Source organism: Shinella curvata (genome assembly GCF_022899935.1).
Taxonomy (GTDB): domain Bacteria; phylum Pseudomonadota; class Alphaproteobacteria; order Rhizobiales; family Rhizobiaceae; genus Shinella; species Shinella curvata.
The window spans coordinates 554,480-577,726 of record NZ_JALJCJ010000004.1; the positions used below are offsets into that span (position 1 = coordinate 554,480).

Below are 23,247 nucleotides of genomic sequence, written 5' to 3' on the forward strand. Positions count from 1 at the left end.
GTCAGACGATCTCGCCGTAGAGCGCGCGTTCCAGCGCGGTCACTTCGCTGGCGAAGCGGCGGTATTCGGCGCGTTTGAGGGCGAGGTAGACGTGATGAAGGCGTTCGCCGAGTGCTTCCTTGAGGAAGGTGGAGCGGGTTGCCGTCTCAATGGCACCGCGCCAATCCGGCGGCAGCTCGTCGCCCGAGGCCTCGGCATAGGCGGTGGTTTCCGGGCCGGGGTCAGCCTTGGCGATAAGCCCCTTACGCATGCCGGCCAGCACGGTTGCACCGACCAGATAGGGATTGGAATCGATACCGGCGGCGCGCTGCTCGAGATGGCGGCCGGCGGGCGAGCCGGCGGGGACGCGCACGGCGACGCTGCGGTTGTTGGTACCCCAGGTCGGCGTAGTCGGTGCATAACTCTGCGCGGAGAAGCGGCGCCAGGAATTGAAATGCGGGGCGAAGACCAGCATGGACTCGTGCATGGTTTCAAGCAGGCCCGCGATGGCCTGTTTCAGGAGCGGCGACAGTGCCTCGCCCTGGTCTGCGAAGAGGTTGTTGCCTGCGCTGTCAGCAAGGCTGGCATGGACATGCATGCCCGAGCCGGCGCGGCCGGCAAAGGGTTTGGCCATGAAGCATGCCATCATGCCGTGACGCACGGCGAGCGCCCGGATAAGCCGCTTCAACATGGCGATGTCATCGGCAGCCCGCAACGCGCTGCCATGGCGCAAGGTCAGTTCGAACTGGCCCTGGGCATATTCCGAGATCATCGTCTCGACGGGCAGGCCCTGTGCTTCCGCGCCGCGATAGACTGCGTCTATGAAGGGTTCCAGCCGGTCGAGTTCGGTGACGCCATAGACCTGGATACCATCCGGCCGTTCGCCCGACAGCGGCAGGCGGAGCGGCTGGAAATTGCCGTCGGCGGTGCGTTCGCGGTCGAGCAGGTAGAACTCCAGCTCATAGGCGAGCACCGGGTGGAAACCATCGGCCTCCAGCAGCTGCACCTGGCGTGCCAGCGCATGGCGCGGATCGGCCGCCATCGGCGTGCCGTCGAGTTCGTAGAGCGCGAGGCGGACTTCGCCGCGCGAAGGCGACGTCCAGGGCAGGGGAACCAGCGAGCCCGGTATCGGCCAGGCGCGGCGGTCGGCATCGCCGTCCGCCCAGACGAGGCCGGTTTCCTCGACATCCTCGCCGGTCACGTCGAGACCGAGAATGGAGCCGGGCAGGTGGCGGCCGGAACGGAAGATCGGCAGCAGTTCATGCCGGCGGATGATCTTTCCGCGCGCGATGCCGTTGAGGTCGATCAGCACGAGATCGAAGGATGTAATCTCCGGATGTGCTGCAAGGAAGGCTTCCGCTTCGGCAATATCCGCGGCCTGTGGCGGGCGGGTGGCGAGGTCACGGCTCACGCTGCGGCCCTCCGTTCCGCGAGGCGGCCGATGACGGTCGCGAAGGCGGCGACGAGACCGTCGGCCTGTTCATGCGAAAGGGCGGGGCTGACAAGTACCATGTTGTGGAACGGCGTCAGGAGATAGCCGAGGTTCAGCATGGAGAGGTGCAGCGCGGCTTCGATGACATCGGAGGCGGCGGCGCGGGCCTCGGCGGCGTTCGTGACCGGGACGGGCGAGAAGACGACCTCCAGCCGCGCGCCGACGCGCGAAACCGTCCAGTCGAGACCGGCAGCCGCAATCGCGGCCCTGAAACCCGTCTCGATGCGATCGGCGTTGGCCTGCATCTTGGCATAGGCGTCCTCGGTCATGACGTGTTCGAGGCAGGCGCGCAGGCAGGCGAGCTGAAGCGCGCTGCCGGAGAGCGTCGTTCCAATGCCGGAATGGCCGTGACCGCTCTGCTCGCGGCGGATGACATGCAGCCTGTCGGAAATCGCCTGGGTCATGCCCCAGACGCTGACGGGAACCCCGCCGCCGATCGGCTTGCCCATGACGACGAGATCGGGCTCCAGCCCATGCACCATCGAATAGCCGCCAAGACCGGTGGAAATGGTGTGCGTCTCGTCGATCAGCAGCAGCGTGCCGGCGGCGCGGGTCAGGCGGCGCAGCGCATCGTGGAAGCCGGAGGCGGGCGGGATCATGCCGCAATTGGTCATGACCGGTTCGGCGAGCACGCAGGCGATATCGTGCGTGGCAAGCGCCTTTTCCAGAGCGGCTTCGTCATTGAAGGGAATGGAGACGGTGAGTTCGCCGAGATCGCGCACCTGGCCGAGCAGGTTGCGGCGCGAAATGGTCCTGCCGTCGACGAGATCGACCAGCGTGTCATCCACGGCGCCATGGTAGCAGCCGTCGAAGACCAGAAGCTTGGCACGGCCGGTGACGGCGCGGGCGACGCGAATGGCGAAACGGTTGGCATCGCTGGCCGTCGCTCCCAGCTGCCAGCGCGGTAGGCCGAAGCGCTCGACCAGCAGGTGGCCGACGATCTGCGCATCCGAGGAGGGCAGCATGGTGGTCAGGCCGCGCGTGCCGGCATTCTTCAGCGCCTCAAGCACGGGCGCCGGCCCATGGCCGAACATGGCGCCGGTATCGCCGAGGCAGACATCGACGATGCGGTTGCCATCGAGATCGACGAGTTCGACGCCGCTCGCCTGATCGACGACGAGCGGGAAGGGTGTCGGCCAGTCGAGCATCCAGTGCTGCGGCACGCCGTCGAAGAAACCGGAGGTCGCCTCGTCATGCGCTGCCGCACAGCGCGGCCGCTTTGCGCGAAACACTTCCGCTTCCGCCTCGATGAGCGCGCGGGCGCGCGCCTCCAGGTTCGCCCTCTCCATCCCGTTCTCCAGCTGGTGCATTCAAGAAATGTGATCACATATTGTTTGATGTGATGCCAGCTGTCAAACGGCAAGATGCCTACAGAGAGCCGATCATGCGCAACCACTCGTGGACCGACGCGGCGGCCTGCCGCTCGGCGGCGTTGAGGGTACGGGGACCGCGGTCGCCCGTCTCGCGAACCTCGCTCGGGCTCATGCCGAACTGGTGTCGAAAGGCGCGGGAAAACGTCGAAATATCAGGAAAGCCGGAGGCGTAGGCGATTTCGCCGACGGTGCGTTTGCTATCGTTTGCCAACATGTCGAATGCGGCGCGCAGGCGCCTGGTCCGGATATAGTCGGTAACGCCGCCGACCGGCTCGAAAAGCCGGTAGAGCGAGGCGCGAGACAGGCCGAACATCTTGCAGAGATGATCCGGACCAAGGTCCTGAAGGGCCATGTGCTGTTCGATGTATCGCCGGATTTCCATGATGACGGCTCCACGCACGGTCGGAGACCGCTGGCTGCGATCGTTGAGCTGCGTGCCGACGAGATTGGTGACGAGATTTGCCGTGGCCGTCACGATTGCCGGCGCTTCGGCAGGGGTAATATCGCAAATGTCGTCGAAGAGCGTGCGCAGGTGGCTGCCGATCAGCCGGGCTGTGCTGGTCGAACGTTTCAGAACGAGACCGTGCAGGGCGTCATTCTGTACGTCTTTGCTGAAGAGCATATGGCGCGGCAGCACGAGGGTGAGATTTCGGCAGCCCTGGGTTTCGGCCTGCATGGGGCGCGACAGATCGAACATGGAGATATCGCCGGCCTCGACACGCATAATCTCGCCGTTGACGGTGCGGATATCGCTGCCGTCAAGCGTCACCTGCACAAGGATGAGGTCGAGCCCGGTGCGGGCGATCCGGCGCAGATCGCGGGAGAACGTATAGGTCGTACCTGCCATGTCGGCGGCGAAGAACAGAGCCGGCCCCAGGAAGAAGGTGGAAAGGTCCGCGCGAAAACCGTCCAGCCGTTCCGGTGTCAGAAGCGTGGTCCGAAACACCGGGTCGAGCGTTTCGGCAAAAAGGTGGCTTGCATGGCGGACGTCTGCGCCGGCCCGTGCGGCTACGGAATTGGAGGGCAGCTTGTCGGCAGGACTCATTGCGACTCACGATTGTTGGGAAACGTACATGTCTTTAAGTCCCGGGACGAGCGAAGGTTCCTGGAAATTCACAAGGCCTAGCGTTTGAACGGTTTGGCACTGCGTATCATTCTTTTGTCGCTACGTCTCATATTGGTTCAGGCGCGAACAGCCACGATTGACAGTTCGCGTGCACTCGAACCCCATGGAAAATATTGGGTCTTTTGGGCCACGGCGCCGGGCAGGGCGCTGATCCGGATGGGGGAAGCAGCATGGATCAAGTGACGTTCGACGATGCCTCGGTGGCGTTTCATGTGCCCTCGTACCAATTCCTGACAGCGCCGGGATTCGCGGAGGCACGCGACAGGTTGATTGACGGCAAGCTGGCGCTCTATGAGGGAAACCACCTTTTCAACCGGCTGATCCTCGAGGAGGGACGTTTTCTCTGTTATCTTGCCGTCCTGGCGCTGCATGCCGGCCAGGATACCGCGCAATCCTCCACATGGCTGACGCTCGGCCGCCTGCAGCGGGAGGTGACGGAGCTCGGTGTCGCCAGCCGCAACCGCGTCGAGGCACAGGTCTCCTACCTGCGCAAATATGGTTTTCTCTCCCAGCAACCCCACGCCTCCGACCGGCGCGTGCGCCTGCTGGTGCCGAGCAATGCGTTCCTGGCGCGCGACGCGAAGGTTCTCGGGCTTCTTCTCGATGGGCTTTCGTCGCTCGGTCTGTCGCCGATGGAAGGGCGGAAGGGCGCGCCGGAGCCGGCGCTGCACCGGAGCATGCGGCGTGCGACGCTGGCGCATCTGCCTGATATCAGCCGCCTGATCCGCCGGCATCTTCCGCTCGCGCCGTTCCTTGCGCATGACTGCGGCTACATGGTCATGCTGCTGCTTCTGCGAGGTGCGCGGGGAAATGATGGTTCGACTGTCACGACCGGTTATCAGCGGCTGGCGATGCAGACCGGCGTCTCACGCACCCATGTGCGCCGTATCGTCGAGGCGGCGCGTGATGCGGGTCTTGTCGAGACGGATGCGCGGGGCGGCCACGACATCAGGCTGACGCCGTTGATGTGGCATGCGGCGGATCGCTGGTTTGCCGATCAGTTTGCGCTTGCCGATCTCTTGTTGCGCGAGGCGCTGTCCTGAAGCATTTCCGGTTAGCGAGAGTTCACCAGAAATTCTTTAGACGACGGACCCGGCGGCGGCGAGAATGATCGCAAGACCGATATGGGTTAGGTGATGCAGCGTCTGGTCTAGACCGAACAGCCACCAGAATGCGGTCTGGCGCGGCGTCAGAGCCTTGCGGCGTGTCGAAACGCTCTTCAGGCGGTCGATGGCGCCGTGGATCAGCATATCGACAAGCCCCAGCCAGACCAGAGGCGGGGCGACGACCAGAAAGAGAACCGCGGTCATCGCGCCATGCATGCCGGCATGGGCGGCAAGCGGCAGGAGCCAGCCTTCCGACCGATCCTTGCCCGTGGCCATCCAGTCCGTCTGCAGGAGAAAATCCGCCAGGTAGTGTTTTACGAGAAACGCCACCGAGGCGGCGGCGAACCATGCGGTCGAGATCTGGTTCGGTATGTCGATCATTCCACTCCCGTCTGCCGACGATGCGTTGCGCAGAAACGAAGGAATAGAATGTTTTCGCGATTCGAAGAAACGCGGAAACGCTCATCCCTGTCCGGCGATCGAGGGTGAACCTCCGCTTCGGGTATGACAATGGGGCATCGGATATCTGCGCCCGTCAAATCGAGCGCGGAAGTAACGGTGCGCCATACCATGACGACCGTCATCGACTGTTCTTGAGTGCGCTGACGGTACGCGAGCCGTAATGGCGAGGCTGCCGAAAGCGCTGCCGGCCTCGACAGGCATGCGCGCAAACGAACAGGACCCAGTGGATTTCTTCGATTCTTGCGATCTGGGCGGGCTGTTGAAACAATTGAAACATTTCCGAAAGTAAAACGATCTCAAACTGAAATGAAATCGAAGGATAGTGCTCCCATCCAGTCGGTAGCAACCGACATGCGGATTTTCGAAACCAATCAGAAGGTGGACATCAGATGGGACAGTATCAAATCAAACTGGGATCGGGCGACAACAAGTGGGAAGCCCCGGACGACGACAACTACTACATCGAAGGTGAAGGCGGCAACGACACGATCATCACCGGCGACGGCGACGACTACATCTATGGCGGCATCGGCGACGATATCATCAAATCCGAAGACGGCTACGACATGATCTACGGCGGTAGCGGCAATGACACCATCCGCATCGGCACGATCGCGCAATTTTTCCCGACCGGAGAGGGCATCGTCTACGGTGGCAGCGGGGACGATACCATCATCAACTATACCGACAGCAGCGCCAAGCTCTATGGCGAGGATGGCAACGACGAGTTCATCCTGGCCGGCTATGGCAAGGCCTATGGCGGCAATGGCAACGACACGTTCAATATCGGCGATGTCGACGACAACCTCGATATGGATCTCTATGGCGGCGCCGGTGATGACCGTTATATCGACATCGGCGGCGACTTCAAAACCCGCATCCACGAGGACGCCAATGGTGGCACAGACACGGTACGCGTGCTGCTCGGCATCGACTATAAGCTCGACGCCAATGTGGAGAACCTGGAGGTAGACGACTACATCTACAAGGAAACCACGATGACGCTTGCCGATTTCGAAACGCCTGACGGTGGCGGCGAACTGAAGGGCAACGAACTGGCGAACCGCATGACGGGCGCCGGCCGCAGCGAGACCTTCCGTGGCGCCGCCGGCAATGACTACATCAGCGGCAAGGACGGGCATGACAGCTTGTTCGGCGACAGCGGCAATGACACGCTGCTGGGCGATGACGGTAAAGACAATCTCTATGGCGGCGCCGGCAACGACCACCTCAACGGCGGGCGCGACGCCGACCGGATCGATGGCGGCGACGGCAATGACATCATCGATGGCGGCACCGGCGCGGATACGATGTGGGGTGGCCTGGGCAACGACACCTATGTGATCGACACCCTTGCGGACAAGGCAATCGAAAGCGGTGGCGGCGGTAGCGACAAAATCATCTCCAAGGTGGCGAGCTACACGATCGGCGACTACATCGAAAACCTCTCGCTTGGCGGCGAAGGAGACCAAAGCGGCTATGGCAATCGCTACGACAACAGTCTCTCCGGCGGCAATGGCAACAACTATATCGACGGTCGTGCCGGCAATGACACGATTTTCGGTATCGGCGGCAATGACACGCTGCATGGCGGCGACGGAAACGACGGTATCGGCGGCGGCGTTGGCGACGACCTGATCTACGGCGAAAACGGCGACGATTCCCTCTACGGCCAGGACGGTGTCGATTTCATCTGGGGCGGCACCGGCAAGGATATCATCGACGGCGGTGCCGGCGGTGATATCCTCAACGGCGACGACGGCTATGACGAAGTCTATGGCGGCGCAGGCAACGACTTCGTCAATGGTGGCGTCGGCATCGACATACTCTGGGGTGGCGACGGAAACGACAAGCTCGACGGCGGTGCCGACATCGACGCCCTGCACGGCGATGCGGGTAACGATACGCTGGTTGGCGGCGCACTCGGCGACAGCCTCTGGGGCGGCACTGGTGCCGATACGTTCAAGTTCAAGTCGATTTCCGACAGCGCGACCACGGGCTGGGACACGATCAAGGATTTCGAGCGCGGGCTGGACAAGATCGATCTCTCTTCGATCGACGCCGATCTCACCGCCGGGGGCAACAATGCCTTCAGTTTCACCAGCGCCAAACCGGCGGACGCCTCCGCCGGCGCCCTGTGGACGACCAAGGCAAACGGCAACACAACCGTCTACGGCGATCTCAGCGGCGACGGCGCGGCCGATTTCCGGATCGATCTGATCGGTATCGCTGGCGTCTCCGGCTCGGATTTCCTGCTGTAAGGCCGGCTACCGTAACGTCATCGATTGAAAGTCCCCGCCGTGCGATCACGGCGGGGAAATACGTACGAAGCGCGGGCGATGCCGGTGCTGGTCGATCAGAAAGCCAATCTACCTCGAGGCGGAGACATGCCTTGCGGGCCAGCGGATCGTCGGCGTAAAGCACGGCATGGGCCGGCACATGGGCGAGGGGCACGGCGTCCGAGGGGGCCGATGTCATCAGCGACGATCGCATCGAGTGTGTTCAATTCCAGCCATGTGAGGAGCTGCGGTTGCTCTCCTTCGACGAGCTGGACTTTTGTATTGCTTACGCCAACGAACGGTGCGGCAGTTTCGGTATGAAGAGGGCGCCGAAGAGCTCGAAACAACCGATTTTTAGGACCGGAGGCATCCCGGGTGTGTCCAAGATGCACTCAAATTCCGTCTCGGCGGCGCGCCGAGGTCGTGAAGCGTTCGCCGGTGGGTGTGAGCGTTACGCCCTCGGAGGGCCCTCGCTCGAAGAGCCGCGAGCCTCCTCGCACTCTGCCTCGGCCATCGCCGCCAGGACGGAGAATTGGGCGATACGGCAGGCACGCGCCGCCGCCGAGATCGTTCCTGTCTCGGCGACAAACACAAGGGAGCGAAGCTGACGAGGGGGCAGGTTCATTCAACTATCCTGTGTAACAAGTAGCTTCATATTTTGCATTTTATGGAATTCAGTTTTTCGGCCATGGTGCCTTCACCGGTTTTCAGGAGAGACACCGTTGAACAGCAGCCGTCAGCCCATCCCGCCAATTTCCGACGCCCCGGACCTCTGCCGACTGGATGTCGCCGCCCTGACGGCGGCCTTCGCATCCGGCGCACTGTCTCCGGTCGAGGTTGCCGAAGCCGCGCTTGCCCGCGCTCAGGATGTTCAGCCACGCTTTAACGCCTTCACCTTCATCGATCGCGCCGGTGCGCTGGAAGGCGCGCGCGCCGCCGAGGCCCGCTGGCGGGCGGGGGCGGCGCTGTCGGCCATCGACGGCGTTCCCACGACGCTCAAGGACATCGTGCATGTAGAGGGGTGGACAGTCCGCTACGGGAGCCGGGCGACGGATGCTGCGCCGATGCTTCAGGACGCGCCGTCGGTTGCGGGCCTCCGGGCCGCGGGCGCCGTCTTCGTCGGCCAGACCACGACGCCGGAATTCGGCTGGAAAGCCGTGACCGACAGCCCGGCCTTCGGTATCACGCGCAATCCTTGGAATCCCGAGCGCACGCCTGGAGGGTCGTCGGGCGGCGCCGCAGTTGCCTCCGCCACGGGTGCGGGTGTTCTCCATCTCGGCACGGACGGGGGCGGATCGATCCGGGTGCCTGCGGCTTTCACCGGCACCTTCGGCCTGAAGCCGACTTTCGGTCGCGTGCCCGCGGATCCGCCGAGCGTCTTCGGAACGGTCGCCCATATCGGGCCCATGACGCGCAGCCCCGCGGATGCAAGGGCGATGCTGTCCGCGATGGGTGGCCGGAGCCTTCGCGATTGGAGCCAGCCATGGGGCACGATGCCTTCGCTCGACACCAGGCCGTTCGATTGGAAAGGCCGGAAAATCGGCCTCTGGATGGTGCCGCCAGCAGGCACGCTCGACCCTGCGATCAAGCGGGTGATTTCGGATGCCGCCGGGCAGATCGAGGCGGCCGGCGCGATCGTCGAGCCAATTCTGCTGCCGGGAGACAGCCTGCACGAAATGTTCCACGCGCACTGGATGACGGGAGCGGCAAGCCGTCTTTCACAGATTTCCCCGGAGGCGCGCAAAGACATCGATCCCGGCTTCATCGAGGCCGCGACGGAGGGGAGCCGATTCAGCCTGGGGGACTATATCTCCGCCCAGCAGGCCCGCGCGCGCTTCGGCGCTGCGATGGACCAGCTGCTTGCCGATTATGATCTTCTCCTTTCGCCGACCACCGCCTGCCTGCCCTTTGCGGCGGGCCGGGAGGTTCCGGAAGGCTCCGGCATGGCGCGCTGGACCGAGTGGGCCGGGTTCAGCTACCCGATAAACCTGTCCCAGCAGCCGGCTTGCACCCTTTTCTGCGGATTGGCGGAAGGATTGCCGGTTGGCCTGCAGATCGTAGGCCCGCGCGGGGCGGACGGTTTCGTGCTCGATGCCGCCGAAGCGGCCGGCCGTCTGTTGGGAGGCGCTTGATACCTGATATCGTCTCCCTTTCCCTCAATGCACTGACGCTGATGAGCATCCTGATCTCGTCGCTCTCGGCCTGCCATCATCGAAGAGCGGGGCCGTAGCAGCCGCATGCACCATCATGGACAAGGTGGCTGAACTTCTTTCCGATCCGCAAAATCGCGGTTGCCTTCCGATTTCGAGACGCCGTGATCTCGGTTTATTCGACCACGACATCGCCACCGACGGCGCTTGCGCTGTCGAATATGATGAAGACGATCGGTGTTCCGGGTTCTGCCGTTGCGTCCGTTCGCCGCGCGCCGACCTTGCCGCCACGTGCCGCCTCATACTCCGCTACCACCTCGCCGAACGTATTTCTCTGGATTGCGACCTTCTGGCCGGCCTCTACGGTCTCGTCGAGCTGTACCAGAAGTTCGACAAAGCCGCCGTGTGTTGTGATCACAGGGAACATGCCGTCGGCGATGAAGATGTTGGAGTCCTTGCCGGTACGACCTATGGCTCCGGACACAATGCCATGGTGCTTGGCCACGTTCATCGTGCCCTCGACGAACAGATCGATCATTTCGTAGTCGAAAACGCGCGGCCGGCCGATTTCTGGCGTGAAGGCGGGAATACCGGCGTCGATGAGGGCGTTGGCGAGAAGGCCCGGCTCCGCCTTGTTGTCGAAAATCTGTTTGATCGGGTAGAGTTCGGCCATGGCGCGGACCTCCGGAAGGTCCATCCGGGCGAGGTGGAAGGTCGTCATGTCCATCCCGGTGGCGGCCGTGTGGAAGTCGATGCCGTAATCGAGGTTGGGGCGAAGCAGCCGGTTGAAAACGAGGCCCGCATGGCGCACAGCGGCCTCCGGCGCCTGCTCATTGCCTGGAAACACGCGGTTGATATCGATCAGATCCATGCCTCTCCCCGAACTCGGCCAGCGGCGGGCCATGCCCTCAAGAGCGGGGCGGGAGATGTCGAAGACCGCGATCACCGTTCCGGACATCGCGGCCGGATCGAGCTGATCCATCACCAGCTGGATCGTGCGGACGGGGCTCATCTCGTCGCCATGGACGCCGCCGATCAGCCCCAGCCGCTTGCCCGGCGTAGCACCTTTCGCGATCATCACGGAGACGTGCCAGGTCTGGCCGGTCGGCATCTGCACACCCTTGAAATAGAAGCTATGCTTCTTTCCCGGTTCGAGGTCCGCGATGTCGAGCGAGGAAATCACCCGCTTTCCGTCGATGACGTCGCCGGTATAGACGGTTCCCTGTGCGTTTGCCGGCGGGCTGCTGTCCTGGCCGGAGGCGGTTTGAGCACCAGCCGTCTTTGCCATCAGGCCGACTGCGCCCACCGTGGCAACCGAAGCGATCATGAAGCTGCGGCGATCCACGCCCTCATTGTCCTGCGCTGCCATCGTTCCGTCCCTCGCTCTTTCTTTCCATCGGCCAGGCCGGCCGGTGCAATAAACTTTATGCCACCTGCGGCTTGTCGTCGATCAGGAACGACTGTCATCGACGTTGCGACCAATCCGCGCGAGTGCCGGGCGCGCGACATCAGCGTGTTTGCACCGCCGATGCTGCTGTGAAAATGCCGATTCACCGGTTGTCCTGTGCGACGAGCGGTTGTAGGTTGGGCGATATTTCTCTTGGCCACGGATCGTGCCGGCAGCGCGTTAGGAAACATCGCCTTCATGAGTCACCGAGCACTGCTTGCTTCCGTTCTCATCGTCGCGGTGATTGCGTTCGTCTCTGCCTTGCAGATCGCCGCAGCGGTCTTTGCTCCAGTAGCCGGCGCGCTTTTCGTCATCGCGCTTGTCTGGCCGTTTCAGAAGAACCTGCAACGGGTCCTGCCGAAGCTGCTGGCACTGGCGCTTGTGGTCGGCATTATTGTCTGTGTCTTCGTCGTGCTGACGTCGATTGCCGCCTGGGGGTTCGGGCGCATCGGCCGCTCCATTGTCGCCGATGGCGCGCGGCTCCAGATACTCTACGGCCAGCTTGCCGAATGGCTCGAGGGGCACGGCATCGTGGTCGCCGGCATGTGGGCCGAGCATTTCAACGTCGGCTGGCTGCTGCGCATGTTACAGGGCGTGACGGCGCGGCTGAACACCACGATCTCGTTCTGGATCGTCGTCGTCGTCTATGTGCTGCTCGGCCTGCTCGATACGGAAGCCGTCACACGGAATATCCGCAGGGCGCTTGCCGAGGGAACCGCAAGTGCCGTGATCGAGGGCGGGGCGCTCACCGCTGCCAAGCTGCGCCGCTATATGCTCGTACGAACCGTCATGAGCCTTATCACCGGCGTCATGGTCTGGGCACTGGCCGAGGTCTTCGGGCTTCGCTTCGCCGCGGAATGGGGCGTCATTGCCTTTACCCTCAACTACATCCCCTTCATGGGGCCGTTCGTGGCGACGCTGCTGCCGAGCGCCTACGCGCTCGCGCAATTCGGATCGCCGGAAGCAGCCATCCTCATTTTTGGCGGTCTTAACGTCATCCAGTTCGTAATTGGAAGTTACATCGAACCGAGAGTGGCGGGCTATGCGCTCAGCATGTCGCCGTTCCTCGTTCTCTTCTCGGTTTTCTTCTGGTCGTTCGTCTGGGGGGTATTCGGAGCCTTCATCGGCGTTCCGATCACGATCGCGATCCTGACGTTCTGTGCGCAGTTTCCTTCGACGCGATGGATCGCCGAAATCTTCGGCGCGCCGACCGGGTCACAAAACGATCAGGCGGCATAAGACCATCGCGTCGTCCCGGTCGCGAGCATCCACGCTGTCTGTCGAAATTCACGAACCCTATCGGCGAAGGCGACGAACGTCGACGACGCGGCCGGTCCGCGAGCTGAGGGCGATTTCGAAATGGCGATCACCGCGCCGTGCGTGATAGACATACGTTCGCCCTCTGCAATCGATGCGGCGTACGCTTCGGAAACCACGATTTTCGATAAGCCTCTGCCCTTGTCGGCAGGTGATGGCGCGTCCGAAATTGAGGCTGGACCCGACGTGAATGTCCACCGACACGGCGAGAGCCGGTGCGGGTGTCGCGACTGGGAGCATGAGGCTGAATGCGAGAGCCAATGCCGACCACGTGTTTTTGCGCATCTTCGTCCTCCACTGATTTTCAGCTCTGTAACGATAGGTTCCGCGCGTGCCAACTTGTCAAGGCGCGGCAAAGGAAAATCCGCGATTTTGGGGCGAGGGGCCAATTTTGGGGACGGTTCTGTCAGGAAGCGCTGTTGAGCGGATAGCTGTTTGCCAGCAGCCTGCCCAAGGACGCATAGGACAGGATCGTTGCTACCCAATTCAGTCTCGATCACGCTTGTCCGGCAGGTCCGTCACTCTAGACCCGCCGATACGTATGTGACGGATCGATTTTTGATCATGGATGCCAACGGCAACCACCTGAAACGGTCGCTGCATGCATACCCTCCTTCGGGATATGCATGCAGCGGCCGCCGTCTTCGGACTGCTTCGTGACGCCTGATCTTAGTGGCCGCTCGCCTCGACGATACCCTTTGTCAGGCTGCCGGTCGCCGGATAGAGCGGGATCAGGCAGGCCTGGAGCGCATGATAGATGTCGCCCTTGCCGGCGAAGAGGGTGTAGCTCGGCACGAGATCTTCTGTCAGTTCCTCGTGCCAGCCACCGCGGTCCTGATCCAGGAAATGGCGGGAAATGCCGTCCCAGATCTTGCGATACCAGGTCTCGTGGAAATCGCTCGGCAGATGTTCGGCAAGGAACGCCGCCGCACCCACGCCCTCGGCCATCGGCCACCACAGCTTGTTGCGTTTGGCGGGCTCGTCCGCCCAATCGAGCGTATAGAAGAAGCCGCTCTTCTCCTTGTCCCAGCCAAGCGCGATAGACTGCGCAAAGAGTGCCTTCGCGGCCTCCGGCATCCAGTCATGCTTCTTGCCGCCGAGCACGTAGAGCTGGAGGATGAGGCGAGACCATTCCAGCCAGTGGCCGGGTGTGGTGCCGGAGGGGCGGAACATCTCGTTGCCGCGATACTCCTTGTCGAGCACCCAGTTCTCGTCGAAATGCTCGGGCACGCGGAAACCGTTTTCACCCGCGCGACGGCGGATGACGAGGTCGGCGATGCTTTCGGCCTTGTCGAGATAGCTTTTCTCGCCGGTCGCCTCGAAAGCGGCCATCAGAGCTTCGGTCAGGTGCATGTTGGAGTTCTGGCCGCGATAGCCGGGGACCGGCGACCAGTCGGCCTCGAACTCCTCGGCGATCGCGCCGTGCTTGGCTTCCCAGAAGCGGCTTTCCAGCACGTCGGTGACGTCTGCGATCATGCGGTCGGCATCCGGATGGCCGGCGAGCTTGGCGCTGGAGGAGGCCAGAAGCACGAAGGCATGACCATAGCCCTGCTTGCTCGCATCGAGCAGGCCGGCATTGTCGAGCGACCAGTGATAGCCGCCGCGCTCGTGGTCACGGTGCTTTTCCCAGAGGAATTTCATGCCGTGGTCGACGATGTCGTCGGAACCCGGCCGGCCGAGCAGGCTGCCGATCGCAAAGCAATGCACCATGCGCGCGGTGGAATGGATGCCGCGGATCGGATTGCCGGGATTGATCGGCCGCCCCTCGGCGTCGAGTTCGTGGAAGCCGCCGAGCGGGTTGAAGGCCCTGTTCTGGAAGAAATCGAAGAGGCGGTTTGCTTCCCGCCAAAGCCATTGACGATGGTAGTCGCGTTTGCGCCAGGCCGTGCCAAGGTGTCCCATGATGCGTTCTCCTTTTTGTCGGTCCGCATTGTCGTTTCCCATGCCGGGGCCAGACCGGAGCGCGGGGGGATTTGCCGTGGCGTGAGAGATCACGCACGGCCCGCAACACTCATGATGACGGCTGGCCTTCGACAGGTGGGGAGCGATTTATGGCCCAGAACGCATGGCGTCGCAACCCGCCAGTGGCAGGTCTCATCTCAGGCTGGCTTGATCCGCGCGCTCCGGGTTCCATCCCTCTTCAGCGGGAGATGCCGGTCAGAAGTCCGTCGATTTCCTGCGCGGCCCGGGTAACGCCCGCAGCCTTGTGCATTTTCACCGCATTCGCCTTGAGGCGCTTGTGCATGGCCTGATCGCCGAGCAGGCCTTCGATCGCGGCGGTGAGGTCGGCATCGCTCCAGTCGTAGCGGTTAAGCCGCCGGCCGACGCCGGTTTCGGCGGCGCGTGCCGCATTGTCGTGGCCATCCCAGCAATAGGGCATGACGAGCGACGGCACGCCGTAATAGAGCGCCTCGCAGAAGGAATTGTTGCCGCCGTGATGGATGAACAGGCTCGCCTGCTCGACCACGGAGGGCTGCGGGAACCAGCTATCGATGAAGACATTGTCAGGCACGTCGCGATAATCCTCGCGCCAGTGCCCGGCATTGACGAGGAAGCGATAGGGCAGCGTCGCGAAGACGGCGATCATGCGTTTCGTCATCGCCACATCCATCGCACCGAGCGAGCCGAAGCTCGTAAGCACGAGCGGGGCATCGTTGTGGCTGGCGAAACGCGGCGGCGTATAGGGTGCCTCGTGGCGCACGCAGCCATCGAGGAAAACGACGTTTTGCGGATCGAGCGGCGCGCGGCGCGCATGGCGGATGATCTCGGGCGCGAGCAGCAGGTTTAGCCAAGGGGAGAGATCGAGGAATGTCGGCGCGGCCGGGGCCTTGAGGCCACATTCGGCCATGAAGGCGGAAAAGCGTCTGTGGGCGGGGGCGACGGTCTTCTCATAGCGGCCGGCAAAGACAGTCCAGGCCGTGCGCTCGTTGTCGCCGCAGCCGGAGAGATAGGGCGGCACATTCTCGTCGGGAATCTCCGTTTCGGCGCAGGAGACGACGCGGATCCAGGGCACGCCGGCATTGGCGATGGCGGGGAACATCACGACGTTGTCGAGCACGATGGCATCCGGCTTCAGCCGGGCCAGAAGCTGGCGCAGCGGCTCTTCCACCCGCATCGCGGTGTCGACAATCGCCTCCCAGGTTGGGCCGACATAGCTTTCGAGCTGGTCGAGCGGTGTCTGGCGGAAGGCGTCCTGGTGGCGCTCGATGAATTCCGTCCAGTCCGTCGGTGCGGCATCCGCCTCGGTCAGCTGGTATTCGGCAAAGCCGTATTCGGCGAAGACGCCGGAAAAGCCGGGGTGGCACAGGAAGACCGGGCGATGGCCCAAACGCCGCAATTCCTGGGCGATGCCGACGCAGTTGAGCGCGGCGCCGTAGCTTGCTTCCGGAAAGAGGGCGATGGTCTTTGCTGGCGCCATGGAGGACTAACGCACGACAAGCTTGAAGGCGGGGGGAACGCCGCGGCCGGCGAGCCGGGGGCGCTGCGATTGGGAAAGCTGTATATGCACACGCATCAGATCGGCGGCAAGCTCCATCTGGCCGCGCTCGATCTGCTCGAGGATCTGGATATGTTCGAGGTTGGACTGCATCAACCTGTAGGCGTTGACGTGGCCGGCCGGCGGGCTGGCGCGGCGGCGGCGATGGTGATTGGCAAGTGCTTCCGCCATGAAGGGATTGCCGCAGGAGCGGGCGATCAGCAGGTGGAAATCGTAGTCCGTCCGGTCGAAGAGTTTGCGGTCGAAATTCGTCTCGTTCATGCCACGCAGGATCAGCATGGACTGGCGCAGTGCCGTCATTGCCGGGATGTCGCGCTTGAAGTCCGGCAAGGTCAGTGCCAGCGGTTCGGTCGCGAGACGGAACTCGTAGCTTTTCGCTGCCGCATCGCCGCTGATCGCGAAGTGCTTCAGCAGCCATTGTTGCCCGGCGCCGCGCTCGGCAAGATTTTCCTCCGCCAGTTTCATCAGAGCATTTTGTACCGTCTGGCGTGAGACGTCATAGCGACGCTGGAGTGCTGCGACGGTCTGGTTTTCCGCGATGCGTCCGGCGGCGAGGTCCCGCAGGATCGCGGCATAGATTTCGCTGTCGCCGTCACCGTCCGCGATATCTTCGAGCCGCGCCGTCGCGGCCGGATCGACCGCCAGGAGATAGCCGCCCTCGCTGTCCGAGGTCACCATCTCGCGCTCGGCAAGTATCTGCAAAGCCTTGCGGATCGGCGTTCGCGAGACTTTGCAGAGCGACGCCAGCGCCTGCTCGGCGAGCCGTTCCCCGGGCGCCATGCCGCGTTCGCCGGCGACATCCAGTATTTTTTGCGCCAATTCGACATGGCGGAAATTGGGGCGTTTCGGCTCGGGGGTCATTGTTCGCGTCTGCCTTCCATTGCCTTGCATGCTGCCCTTTGAGCCGTGGTTTCGCAAGTCCGGAAATACGCGCGCCACAAAAATGCACTTGGCCTATTGACGTATTTTTTTTCTAAATAATACTGCCAGACGACAGGGAATGAGACCGGAGAACCGGCGCGCCCGTCGAAGAGGTTGGAACAACGTAAAACAAGGGAGTCTTCCGTGACCGTGAAGAACCGACTGACTGCGACCTGCGCGGCCGCGGCGCTCGTTGCCGCATGCCTTGCGGCGGGGAAGGCGTCCGCCGCCGATCTCGTCATCTCGAACTGGGCCGGCTACATGGCCCCAGATATTGCGGAACAGTTCAAGGCCGCGACGGGGCTCGAAATCGAGGTGGTCAATCACGCCACCAATGAAGAAGTCATGGGCAAGCTGATGGCGAGCGGCGGCAAGGGCTACGACGTCGTCTTCGTCTCCTCGCCCTTCGCCGAAATCCTGAACGGGCAGGGGCTCGCAGCGCCGATCGACAAGGCCGCCGTGCCGAACCTCGCCAATCTCTACCTGGAGGCGACGACGCTCGCCTACGACCCCGGCAACACCTTCTCTGTGCCCTACACCTGGGGCACGACGGGCCTGTGCTACCGCTCCGATCTCGTCAAGGACACGCCGAACAGCTGGCTGAACCTGCTCCAGCCTGCCGACGCCATCAAGGGCAAGACGACCATGCTGGCGACCGACCGCTGGCTGATGGCGGCGGGCGAACTCGCCAAGGGCTATTCGGTCAATGAGAAGGATCCGGCCAAGCTTGAGGAGGTGAAGAACCTACTCATCGAGGCGAAGAAGACTCTGCTCGCCTATGACGACACGACCTTCTATTCCAAGCTCGTTTCGGGCGAAGCGTCGCTGGTGCATGCCTGGGACGGCTGGTGCAACTACGGCATCACCGAGAACAAGGACATCAAATTCATCGTGCCGAAGGAAGGTTCCGACCTCTGGATCGACACGATCGTCGTGCTGAAAAGCTCAGAGAAGCAGGAAGCGGCGCTGAAGTTCATCAACTTCATCCTCGACGCCAAGAACCATGCCTGGGCCGCGCAGAACATTCTCTACAAGGTGCCGAACAAAGCTGCGATGGAGAGCCTCGATAAGGCGCTGTCCGAGCAATACCCTACCATGGCGATGGCGCCGGCCGATCTCGTGAAATACGAGCTGCTGCGGGATCTCGGGACGGCGCAGAAGGACTATTCGCGCATCGTGAGCGAGATCAAGGCCGCGAACTAAGCTCGACCCCTTCCCGTGGCGGCCGGGAGGCGGCCCGCCGCCACGGGTGATTTTCCATCTGAAATCCCTTTATGCGCGGTGCCGTGACGGCATCGCGGGAGCGAAGCCTTGTCCTTCAATGCCACCAGACCGAACCTGCTCGCCGCGCCCGGCGTCGCCTGGCTCGTCGCCTTCATGGTGGTGCCATGCGTGCTGGTGCTGAGCTATGCCTTCTTCCAGCGCGGCGTCTGGGGCGGGGTGGAATACACCTTTACGCTCGAGAATTTCGCCCGCGTCCTCGACCCGCTCTATGCGAAGATTTTCCTCAATTCCGCGCGCATCGCGCTGACGGCGACGGTGGTGGCGATCCTCATCGCCTATCCCGCGGCCTACGCGATTTCCCGTGCGCCGAGGATGTCGCAGCCGATCCTGCTGTTCTTCGCGGTGCTGCCCTTCTGGAGCAATTATCTGATCCGCACCTATGCCTGGATCGTGCTGCTGAACCGCGAGGGCCTGATCAACAATCTGCTGCGCTGGCTGGGTTACACCGGCGAGCCGCTGTCGATGCTCTATACCGAGAGCGCCGTCATCACCGGCCTCGTCTACAATTACCTGCCCTTCGTCATCCTTGCGATCTATTCCACGCTGTCGCGGCTGAGTCCGGAGCTGATGGAAGCCTCGCGCGATCTCGGGGCCGGTCCCATCCGCACCTTCCTGCGCGTCACGCTGCCACTCACCCTTCCGGGCGTAGCGGCCGGCGGCGTCTTCGTCTTTGTGCTGTCCATCGGCAATTTCGTGACGCCGGCGCTGCTCGGCGGCGGGCGGTTCCAGATGGTCGGTAACCTCGTCTATGACCAGTTCCTGACGGCGAACGACTGGCCCTTCGGCGCAGCACTCGGTGCGGCGCTGATCCTCACCATGATCGCGCTGCTTCTCCTGCAGGCCCGCGCCACGGCGCATGCTAGCGGCGAGCGCAAGGGGGAGGCGGCGCAATGAACGCCTCGTTTTCCGGAAAATTGCCGGGCCGGATCGTGCTGCTTTTGGTCTTCGGTTTCCTCTATCTGCCGATCGCCGTGCTCGTGCTGCTCTCCTTCAACGACAGCGGCCTGCCGACCTCCTGGTCGGGCTTCTCCATCCGCTGGTACGGCGCGCTGCTCGCCAACACCGACATCCTGCGCGCCGCCGGCAACACGCTCATCGTCGCGGTCTTCGCCACCGTCATCTCCACCGTGCTCGGCACGCTCATGGCGCTCGGCATGGAGACGCGTCGCCGCAAGAGCAACGGGCTGGAAGCGCTCGCCTTCGCGCCGATGGTCATTCCGGATATCGTGCTCGCCGTGGCGCTGCTCACGTTCTTCTCGCGCCTCGGCCTTGCGATGGGCCTGCACACCATCGTCATCAGCCATGTCATCTTCGACCTCGCCTTCGTCTGCTCGGTCGTTCGGGCGCGCCTCAAGCATTTCGACTTCTCCATCGTCGAAGCCTCGCGCGATCTCGGTGCCTCCGGCTGGACGACCTTCTGGCGCGTCACCTTTCCAGTGTTGCTGCCCTCGATCGTTGCAGGCAGCCTGCTCGCCTTCACACTCTCGGTCGACGAGTTCATCATCGCTTTCTTCACGGCGGGCGCAGGGCGCTCGTCCATCACCCTTCCCATGCAGATCTATTCGATGATCCGCTTCGGCATCACGCCCGAGGTCAATGCGCTCGCCACCATCGTCATGGGCGTCAGTGCGACGGCGCTCCTGATCTCGCAATGGCTCAACAGAGAACAGCAGGTCCCATGAACGCATCCAGTAATCCGATCCTGCGCATCGAAGGCGTCGGCAAGGCGTTCGGGCCGGTGACGGCGGTCGACAATGTGACGCTCGACATCCGTGAGAACGAATTCTTCGCGCTGCTCGGCCCTTCCGGCTGCGGCAAGACCACGCTGCTGCGCATGCTCGCCGGCTTCGAAAGCCCGAATGCCGGCCGCATCCTGCTGGAAGGAAAGGACATCTCGCCGCTGCCGCCGGAAAAGCGGCCGCTCAACCTGATGTTCCAGTCTTATGCGCTGTTTCCGCATATGACGGTGCGGCAGAACTTGTCCTACGGCCTCGAAATGGAGCGACTGGACAAGGCCGTGATCCGCCGCCGAGTCGACGAGACCCTGGCGACGACGGACCTCACGCAATTCGCCGACCGCAAGCCCGAGCAACTCTCCGGTGGCCAGAAGCAGCGCGTGGCGCTCGCCCGCGCGCTGGTGAAGCGGCCGAAGGTGCTGCTGCTCGACGAGCCGCTGGGTGCACTCGACAAGAAGCTCCGCGAAAAGATGCAGCTCGAACTGAAGCGCATGCAGCATGAGGCCAGCATCACCTTCATCATCGTCACGCATGATCAGGAGGAAGCGCTGGTCATGGCTGATCGTATGGCGATCCTTAGGGACGGCCGCCTTTTGCAGGTCGGCGCGCCGGAGGAGGTCTATGAGCGCCCCGCCGACCGCTTCGTCGCCAATTTCATCGGCGTGATGAATTTCATCGAGGGCGCAGTCGGCGCGGACGGTCTTTTCCGCGCGGAGGGCCTTGAGGTGAAGGCAACGGGCAATGCCGGTCCGGCGACGCTTGCCGTGCGCCCTGAGAACATTGTCATCGGCCCGCCCGGCGACCAACCGGTATCCGGCGCCATCGTCGATATCGCCTATCACGGTCTCGACCGGGTGCTGCACGTCAAGACGGCCGCGACGGCCACGCCGCTTCAGGTCCGCATTCCCGCCAGCGGGGCGGGCAACTGGAAGATCGGCGATGCGCTGAGCCTCAAGATCGATCCGGCGAAATGCCGGCTCTTCCAATCAATAAAGAGGGGAACACCATGTCCAAGACCATTGCATTCTTCCCGGAAGCGGCCTTCGGCCCGGCGCTGAATTCCGTCGGCATCGCCCAGGCCGTCGAAGCGCTCGGCCACAAGGCCGTCTTCCTCTCCGATCCCGGTTTCGTCTCGGTCTATGAGGGCTACGGTTTCGAGGCCCATCCGGTGAACCTTTCCGAACCCATGCCGCCCGAGCAGATGGCAAAATTCTGGGAGGATTTCATCAATGGTCACATCCCGAACTTCCGCAAATCGCCCTACGACCAGGTCGACAACTATGTGAAGGATTGCTGGACGGCGATCGTCGACAGCGCGAAATGGGCGCAGAAGGACCTGCCGGGCGTGCTGGCGAAGATCAAGCCGGACCTGATCTGCGTCGACAATGTCATCCTCTTCCCGGCGATCAAGCAATATGGCACGCCCTGGGTGCGCATCATCTCCTGCTCGGAAAACGAGATCGAGGATCCGAAAATCCCGCCGCATCTCTCCGGCTGCGGCGAGAAGGATTTTGCCGGCCATGCCGCCTATCGCGATCACTTCAACGAAGTGATCAAGCCGATCCACGACGACTTCAACGGCTTCCTTGGCGAAAACGGCGAGGCGGCCTACCCGATCGGCCAGTTCTTCGAGGCCTCGCCCTTCATGAACCTGCTGCTCTATCCGGAGGCGGTGAAGTTCGACCGCGAACACCCGCTCGATCCGAAACAATTCCAGTATCTGGAAGGCTGCGTGCGTAAGGAGAAGCCCTATGAGGTGCCGGCCTTCGCGGAAAATAACGACAAGCCGCTGATCTACATCTCCTTCGGTTCGCTCGGGGCCGGGGATACGGACCTTCTGAAGCGGCTGATTGCGACCATCGGCAAGCTGCCTTACCGAGCGCTGGTCAATGTCGGCGACTACAAGGACCAGTATGAGAACCTGCCGGGCAATGTCATCGTCGACAGCTGGTTCCCGCAGCCTTCAGTCATCCCGCAGGTCGATGCGGCGATCCATCATGGCGGCAACAACTCGTTCACGGAATGCCTCTATTTCGGCAAGCCGGCGATCATCATGCCTTATGTCTGGGATGGTCACGACAATGCGACGCGCGTCGACGAGACCGGTCATGGTTTCAAGATGCCACGCTATGACTGGACGGATGCCGACCTCGCCGCCAAGCTCGAGGCCTGCGTCAATAATCCGACCATGAAGACGCGCCTTGCCGCGACAAGCGCCCATATGCAGGCCCGCAACGGCCCGAAGAAGGCCGCCGGTATTCTCGACGAACTCGTGAAGACGGGTGCCTACAATGGTTGAGACGACAAATTCCTCGGCGCCGCACATCTATAACGCGACGACCTTCTCCGACCTCGTCGATTGGGGCGATCAGCCGGACAGCCAGGAGGGGCAATCGCATTCCTCCGGCCGGCTCGTCTTCAAGGGGCCGAATAACCAGCCGGAATCCGGCATCTGGGTCTGCACGCCGGGCCGTTGGCGCCTGTCGATCCCGCGCGACGAGTTCTGCCATTTCGTGGCGGGACGAGCGGTCTATCGTTCGGATGAGGGCGAGGTGATCGAGGTCGAGGCCGGCACCGTCGTCATGTTCCCCGGCGGCTGGACCGGCGAATGCACCGTCATCGAGGCCATGCGCAACATCTACATGCTGGTCTGACGCCAAATACAATGAATGAAAGGAAACATCCCATGACCGCGACACCCCTGATGCGCAAGCCGCTGGAAGAAACCGACCTCAAGGACTGGGGCGTCATCCCCACCATGATCGAGGGCGAAAGCCGCACCTCCGGCAAGGTCATCCACAAGGGCCCGAACGGCCAGTCCGAATGCGGCCTGTGGATCTGCACACCCGGTAAATGGTTCTGCCACGTCACCAGCGATGAGTTCTGCCACTTCCTCGAGGGACGCTGCACCTATGTGCATGAAAGCGGCGAGGTGATCGAGATCACCCCCGACACCGCCGCCTTCTTCCCAAAGGACTGGAAGGGCGAATGCACCGTCCATGAGACGGTGAAGAAGGTCTACATGATCCGGTAGCGGGGCTCCCCCTCATCCGGCCCTTTCGGCCACCTTCTCCCCCGA

20 protein-coding genes are annotated in these 23,247 nt (G+C 62.8%); 11 read left to right on the forward strand and 9 right to left on the reverse strand.

Translation table 11 applies throughout. The features are described 5' to 3' along the window. Window position 1: 1 nt before the first annotated feature. The 3 genes from MUU55_RS17530 to MUU55_RS17540 form a co-directional block, all read right to left on the reverse strand. Complete coding sequence (locus MUU55_RS17530; RefSeq protein ID WP_244762032.1) at window positions 2-1,390, reverse strand: glutamine synthetase family protein; 1,389 nt, start codon at window positions 1,388-1,390, stop codon at window positions 2-4. Next, a complete protein-coding gene (locus MUU55_RS17535) occupies window positions 1,387-2,760 on the reverse strand; it encodes a transaminase (RefSeq protein ID WP_244762033.1) in 1,374 nt (457 codons plus the stop codon). The genes MUU55_RS17530 and MUU55_RS17535 overlap by 4 nt, the downstream gene beginning before the upstream one ends. Window positions 2,761-2,839: 79 nt before the next feature. Next, on the reverse strand, window positions 2,840-3,889 hold the full coding sequence (locus MUU55_RS17540) for a helix-turn-helix domain-containing protein (RefSeq protein WP_244762034.1): 1,050 nt from the start codon (window positions 3,887-3,889) through the stop codon (window positions 2,840-2,842). A 251-nt stretch (window positions 3,890-4,140) separates the two neighbouring features. Here MUU55_RS17540 and MUU55_RS17545 point away from each other — a divergent pair, with 251 nt between their 5' ends. Next, complete coding sequence (locus MUU55_RS17545) at window positions 4,141-5,013, forward strand: hypothetical protein (protein ID WP_244762035.1); 873 nt, start codon at window positions 4,141-4,143, stop codon at window positions 5,011-5,013. A 36-nt stretch (window positions 5,014-5,049) separates the two neighbouring features. Here the strand turns inward: MUU55_RS17545 and MUU55_RS17550 are convergent, their stop codons facing one another. Then, entirely contained in the window at window positions 5,050-5,457 is a 408-nt protein-coding gene (locus tag MUU55_RS17550; protein WP_244762036.1) for a DUF3307 domain-containing protein, read from the reverse strand. Between the two features lie 470 nt (window positions 5,458-5,927). On the opposite strand from MUU55_RS17550, the gene MUU55_RS17555 reads away from it, so the two are divergent. Further along, the gene (locus MUU55_RS17555) at window positions 5,928-7,799 is read left to right on the forward strand and encodes a calcium-binding protein (RefSeq protein ID WP_244762037.1); all 1,872 of its coding nucleotides are present in this window, start codon (window positions 5,928-5,930) and stop codon (window positions 7,797-7,799) included. A 469-nt stretch (window positions 7,800-8,268) separates the two neighbouring features. On the opposite strand, the gene MUU55_RS29390 is transcribed toward MUU55_RS17555, so the two are convergent. Beyond that, entirely contained in the window at window positions 8,269-8,442 is a 174-nt protein-coding gene (locus MUU55_RS29390) for a LysR family transcriptional regulator (protein WP_367892194.1), read from the reverse strand. Between the two features lie 97 nt (window positions 8,443-8,539). Between MUU55_RS29390 and MUU55_RS17560 the strand changes: the two genes are divergently transcribed. Further along, entirely contained in the window at window positions 8,540-9,949 is a 1,410-nt protein-coding gene (locus MUU55_RS17560) for an amidase (protein ID WP_244762038.1), read from the forward strand. A gap of 193 nt (window positions 9,950-10,142) precedes the next feature. Here MUU55_RS17560 and MUU55_RS17565 read toward each other — a convergent pair whose 3' ends face one another. After that, window positions 10,143-11,336, reverse strand: coding sequence for a M14 family metallopeptidase (locus tag MUU55_RS17565; RefSeq protein WP_244762039.1), 1,194 nt, complete (start codon window positions 11,334-11,336; stop codon window positions 10,143-10,145). Window positions 11,337-11,612: 276 nt separating this feature from the next. Here MUU55_RS17565 and MUU55_RS17570 point away from each other — a divergent pair, with 276 nt between their 5' ends. Next, window positions 11,613-12,653, forward strand: a complete 1,041-nt coding sequence (locus MUU55_RS17570) for an AI-2E family transporter (protein ID WP_244762040.1) — start codon at window positions 11,613-11,615, stop codon at window positions 12,651-12,653. 747 nt (window positions 12,654-13,400) lie between these two features. On the opposite strand, the gene MUU55_RS17575 is transcribed toward MUU55_RS17570, so the two are convergent. From MUU55_RS17575 to MUU55_RS17585, 3 genes are all read right to left on the reverse strand, one after another. Next, window positions 13,401-14,633, reverse strand: a complete 1,233-nt coding sequence (locus tag MUU55_RS17575) for an AGE family epimerase/isomerase (protein WP_244762041.1) — start codon at window positions 14,631-14,633, stop codon at window positions 13,401-13,403. A 238-nt stretch (window positions 14,634-14,871) separates the two neighbouring features. Continuing rightward, window positions 14,872-16,149, reverse strand: coding sequence for a glycosyltransferase (locus MUU55_RS17580; RefSeq protein WP_244762042.1), 1,278 nt, complete (start codon window positions 16,147-16,149; stop codon window positions 14,872-14,874). 6 nt (window positions 16,150-16,155) lie between these two features. Beyond that, complete coding sequence (locus tag MUU55_RS17585; RefSeq protein WP_244762043.1) at window positions 16,156-17,088, reverse strand: GntR family transcriptional regulator; 933 nt, start codon at window positions 17,086-17,088, stop codon at window positions 16,156-16,158. Window positions 17,089-17,292: 204 nt separating this feature from the next. On the opposite strand from MUU55_RS17585, the gene MUU55_RS17590 reads away from it, so the two are divergent. The 7 genes from MUU55_RS17590 (at window position 17,293) to MUU55_RS17620 (ending at window position 23,202) form a co-directional block, all read left to right on the forward strand. After that, a complete protein-coding gene (locus MUU55_RS17590) occupies window positions 17,293-18,351 on the forward strand; it encodes a polyamine ABC transporter substrate-binding protein (protein ID WP_244762044.1) in 1,059 nt (352 codons plus the stop codon). A 174-nt stretch (window positions 18,352-18,525) separates the two neighbouring features. Beyond that, window positions 18,526-19,326: an ABC transporter permease gene (locus MUU55_RS17595; protein WP_244762173.1), complete on the forward strand. Its 801-nt coding sequence runs from the start codon at window positions 18,526-18,528 to the stop codon at window positions 19,324-19,326. Then, window positions 19,323-20,114 (forward strand): ABC transporter permease, encoded by a 792-nt coding sequence (locus MUU55_RS17600; RefSeq protein ID WP_244762045.1) that lies wholly within the window; start codon window positions 19,323-19,325, stop codon window positions 20,112-20,114. Before MUU55_RS17595 ends, MUU55_RS17600 begins: the two co-directional genes overlap by 4 nt. After that, on the forward strand, window positions 20,111-21,226 hold the full coding sequence (locus tag MUU55_RS17605) for an ABC transporter ATP-binding protein (RefSeq protein ID WP_244762046.1): 1,116 nt from the start codon (window positions 20,111-20,113) through the stop codon (window positions 21,224-21,226). The genes MUU55_RS17600 and MUU55_RS17605 overlap by 4 nt, the downstream gene beginning before the upstream one ends. Then, window positions 21,175-22,467, forward strand: a complete 1,293-nt coding sequence (locus MUU55_RS17610) for a nucleotide disphospho-sugar-binding domain-containing protein (protein WP_244762047.1) — start codon at window positions 21,175-21,177, stop codon at window positions 22,465-22,467. Before MUU55_RS17605 ends, MUU55_RS17610 begins: the two co-directional genes overlap by 52 nt. After that, window positions 22,460-22,822, forward strand: a complete 363-nt coding sequence (locus MUU55_RS17615; RefSeq protein ID WP_244762048.1) for a cupin domain-containing protein — start codon at window positions 22,460-22,462, stop codon at window positions 22,820-22,822. Before MUU55_RS17610 ends, MUU55_RS17615 begins: the two co-directional genes overlap by 8 nt. A 32-nt stretch (window positions 22,823-22,854) precedes the next feature. Continuing rightward, a complete protein-coding gene (locus tag MUU55_RS17620; protein WP_244762049.1) occupies window positions 22,855-23,202 on the forward strand; it encodes a cupin domain-containing protein in 348 nt (115 codons plus the stop codon). The last annotated feature ends 45 nt before the right edge of the window (window positions 23,203-23,247 follow it).

Bases quoted from the DNA above. Each gene is read 5' to 3' on its own strand.
- MUU55_RS17540 (WP_244762034.1), bottom strand. From the start codon at position 3,889: ATGAGTCCTGCCGACAAGCTGCCCTCCAATTCCGTAGCCGCACGGGCC.
- MUU55_RS17585 (WP_244762043.1), bottom strand. From the start codon at position 17,088: ATGACCCCCGAGCCGAAACGCCCCAATTTCCGCCATGTCGAATTGGCG.
- MUU55_RS17615 (WP_244762048.1), top strand. From the start codon at position 22,460: ATGGTTGAGACGACAAATTCCTCGGCGCCGCACATCTATAACGCGACG.
- MUU55_RS17600 (WP_244762045.1), top strand. From the start codon at position 19,323: ATGAACGCCTCGTTTTCCGGAAAATTGCCGGGCCGGATCGTGCTGCTT.
- MUU55_RS17575 (WP_244762041.1), bottom strand. From the start codon at position 14,633: ATGGGACACCTTGGCACGGCCTGGCGCAAACGCGACTACCATCGTCAA.
- MUU55_RS17620 (WP_244762049.1), top strand. From the start codon at position 22,855: ATGACCGCGACACCCCTGATGCGCAAGCCGCTGGAAGAAACCGACCTC.
- MUU55_RS17550 (WP_244762036.1), bottom strand. From the start codon at position 5,457: ATGATCGACATACCGAACCAGATCTCGACCGCATGGTTCGCCGCCGCC.
- MUU55_RS17580 (WP_244762042.1), bottom strand. From the start codon at position 16,149: ATGGCGCCAGCAAAGACCATCGCCCTCTTTCCGGAAGCAAGCTACGGC.
- MUU55_RS17535 (WP_244762033.1), bottom strand. From the start codon at position 2,760: ATGGAGAGGGCGAACCTGGAGGCGCGCGCCCGCGCGCTCATCGAGGCG.
- MUU55_RS29390 (WP_367892194.1), bottom strand. From the start codon at position 8,442: ATGAACCTGCCCCCTCGTCAGCTTCGCTCCCTTGTGTTTGTCGCCGAG.
- MUU55_RS17565 (WP_244762039.1), bottom strand. From the start codon at position 11,336: ATGGCAGCGCAGGACAATGAGGGCGTGGATCGCCGCAGCTTCATGATC.
- MUU55_RS17595 (WP_244762173.1), top strand. From the start codon at position 18,526: ATGGTGGTGCCATGCGTGCTGGTGCTGAGCTATGCCTTCTTCCAGCGC.
- MUU55_RS17545 (WP_244762035.1), top strand. From the start codon at position 4,141: ATGGATCAAGTGACGTTCGACGATGCCTCGGTGGCGTTTCATGTGCCC.
- MUU55_RS17570 (WP_244762040.1), top strand. From the start codon at position 11,613: ATGAGTCACCGAGCACTGCTTGCTTCCGTTCTCATCGTCGCGGTGATT.
- MUU55_RS17555 (WP_244762037.1), top strand. From the start codon at position 5,928: ATGGGACAGTATCAAATCAAACTGGGATCGGGCGACAACAAGTGGGAA.
- MUU55_RS17610 (WP_244762047.1), top strand. From the start codon at position 21,175: ATGTCCAAGACCATTGCATTCTTCCCGGAAGCGGCCTTCGGCCCGGCG.
- MUU55_RS17605 (WP_244762046.1), top strand. From the start codon at position 20,111: ATGAACGCATCCAGTAATCCGATCCTGCGCATCGAAGGCGTCGGCAAG.